At 60.7% G+C, this 2329-nt stretch carries 3 protein-coding genes; 1 reads left to right on the top strand and 2 read right to left on the bottom strand.

What is annotated here, in order from left to right; all coding sequences use genetic code 11:
* Nucleotides 1-252: 252 nt before the first annotated feature.
* Nucleotides 253-462: a hypothetical protein gene (locus tag ACUXST_RS12700; RefSeq protein WP_458390359.1), complete on the bottom strand. Its 210-nt coding sequence runs from the start codon at nucleotides 460-462 to the stop codon at nucleotides 253-255.
* A 791-nt stretch (nucleotides 463-1253) separates the two neighbouring features.
* Between ACUXST_RS12700 and ACUXST_RS12695 the strand changes: the two genes are divergently transcribed.
* Complete coding sequence (locus ACUXST_RS12695; RefSeq protein ID WP_458390358.1) at nucleotides 1254-1487, top strand: hypothetical protein; 234 nt, start codon at nucleotides 1254-1256, stop codon at nucleotides 1485-1487.
* Between the two features lie 416 nt (nucleotides 1488-1903).
* Here ACUXST_RS12695 and ACUXST_RS12690 read toward each other — a convergent pair whose 3' ends face one another.
* A complete protein-coding gene (locus ACUXST_RS12690; protein ID WP_458390357.1) occupies nucleotides 1904-2152 on the bottom strand; it encodes a DUF6894 family protein in 249 nt (82 codons plus the stop codon).
* Nucleotides 2153-2329: the final 177 nt, after the last annotated feature.

Raw genomic sequence — 2329 nt, 5'->3', positions numbered from 1 at the left:
GCCGGCGAAGTGCGGTATGAGTTCGAGAACAGCTCGACCACTCAGAGCACGATGGTGTTCGCAGACACGGATGGTGACGGCGCAGCTGACTTCGCCATCCGCATCATCGGCGATGTGGACTTGTCCTCCGGCGACTTCCTGTTCTGATGACTAGCTGAACGGAGGGGCGGCTCAGAGCGGGCCGCCCCATGTCTGGTTCCGACCCCATTGCAGACATTCTCCGTCGATACCGCTAGCCGATGTGGCTCTCGCCTACTCAGGCAAGCAGATCCAGACCACGCCGTCGCCGCCCTTGAAGCTGTCGATCTTGCCCTGCTTGCGTAGCGCTCTCACGTTGTCGTGAATTGTGCCGCCAGGAAGCGCGGAGCGCTCTCGCAGCTGGGCGTAGGTCAGACCCTCCGGATGAGCGTCGGAGACCGTCTTCAGGATCAATTCCGCAGCTTGGCCGGCTGGTCTGCGCATGCTGCTTCTGCTCGCTTCTCGTGGGGCTGCCAGGATGGTCGAAGGGTGGCCTGCCGGGGTAGGGTTTCGACGGACCACCCTTCTTCCTCATGGAGCTCCCGTGCGGGGGCACGATTCGGAACGCCGATAACTTGAATGCCTACTAATGGGTTGGATGCCAAGCCGAACCGGGGCGAGCGACAGGAGCCAGTAATTGGGACCTGAGTGGGTACCTCGCAGGTGTCCAATGCGAATCGGGCGGCCTCATGTCGCTGTTTATGAACCGAACGCCCAGCGCATCCGGGTTCCGGAACGGAGCTCAGTAATCAGGGCGCCGGTTCGAACATCACGGGGACGCCGCTACATTCTTAGTAACACGGATTAATCCGTCGCAACCGGTAGCTCGCACGATCATTGGGAAGCCCAGTGCTTACCAAGTGACGGATCTACAATGGCGAATGTGAGTGTCGGCGGCCCGATAGTTAGCTTCCACTGCGAGCACGGAGAATCTAACGGCCCCGGTGGTCGGATCTCTCAAGAAGACCTCTTGGCGCGAGAGATGGCGGAGCGAGCGGCAGCTAAGAAGAGCACGGACGCAGCTGCGCGACGCGTCCACCAGGAACTCGCAAAACTCTACGCGGCTCAACGGCGAGCGAGTGCTGCTCGTGGGTAGCGTCAGGCTGGGCGCGGCAACCCTTTGGATCTTTATGGTCGCGGTGTTTGCTTACGTGTTCTGGGTGGCCGTGCACTGACTGTCGATGTGAGCGCGGGGCCCTTGCCGACCGACAATCAGCTGTCCTACGCGGCGCGGCGTGAAGCTGCAGGTTGGAACCTCGCTGATAGCAGACGATGCGGAGCGCTACCGGAAACGCGCCCAGGAATGTCGGACTCTGGCGGCCGGGGCACGGGACGACCGCGACCGACATGCCTTGCTGGAAGTTGCAGAGGATTTGGAGATCGAAGCTGCCGAGATCGAAGCGCAGGCGGCAAAGCACATCGCTAGTTCGAGTCAGCCGTGGAACGCCTCGCTGCCTGATGAGTCCTGATGTCCATGCGAGAAGAGGCGCAACGGTTCTGGGCGCGTGCCCGTGAGTGCCGGGTCATAGCGGACAGCACCGCCGACGAGGCGGCGCAGAAACTTTTGCTTGAGATCGCTGAAGATTTGGAAGCGGAAGCTCGCACTATCGAAGCCAACTCGCCTCAACCGAGCTAGGACGCGGGTTGAGCGGCTAGCTCGGCGACCAACCGGTCACGCTGCCACAACTCACATTTGACGCCGAGCTTCATTCGACGGGCGAAAACAATCGCCTCGTCGTCGTTCTTAGCGTCAATCTCGTGCGACCTGGTGATCTTGCCGGCGCCGTCCAAGCAGTAGAGTCGATATTGCGCCATGTGCCTTTGCCCCCGGCGGCAGGTTAGCAGTTATCGACAGGCGAAACGAGTCGTTGCGCTTCTGGGCGCGCTACGCAGCAGCATCCTCACGAACCTTCACTGCTTCAGCGAATGGCAAGCGATGAACTAACTCGCCGCGCTGGTTCCTGACCTCGATCCTCAAGTCCAGGTTGATCTCGCCCGTGGCTACATCACCGGCAATTATCGATCGTGCCTGGCGAAGAGCGTCCGCTGCGATCTGATCGTCCGCCATCTCGACGCCTTCAGGGTCGAGGGTCGTGTCCGTGCCGTCTACGAGATGGAAGAAATAGCGACCCATGTTGCACTCCTCACAAGGCGGGAGCGCTAACGGTCTCTCAGTCGGTAACAGCCGAGAAGGGCTACCGATGACTAGTACATAAGGGGTGCTTGCCGGACTTACACTGATGCAAGTCAGCGCGGTGTCTATTTCAACCCAGTGCGGTCATCAGGTGCGCTGGTCACATCCGGTCGAGCA

The sequence above is a fragment of the Sphingomonas sp. F9_3S_D5_B_2 genome, assembly GCF_054263715.1.
Note: the sequence above shows the minus strand (reverse complement) of the source record. Positions and strands in the feature narration are given on the sequence as shown.

Coding starts and splice junctions, on each gene's coding strand:
- ACUXST_RS12690 (WP_458390357.1), bottom strand. CDS start 2,152: ATGGGTCGCTATTTCTTCCATCTCGTAGACGGCACGGACACGACCCTC.
- ACUXST_RS12700 (WP_458390359.1), bottom strand. CDS start 462: ATGCGCAGACCAGCCGGCCAAGCTGCGGAATTGATCCTGAAGACGGTC.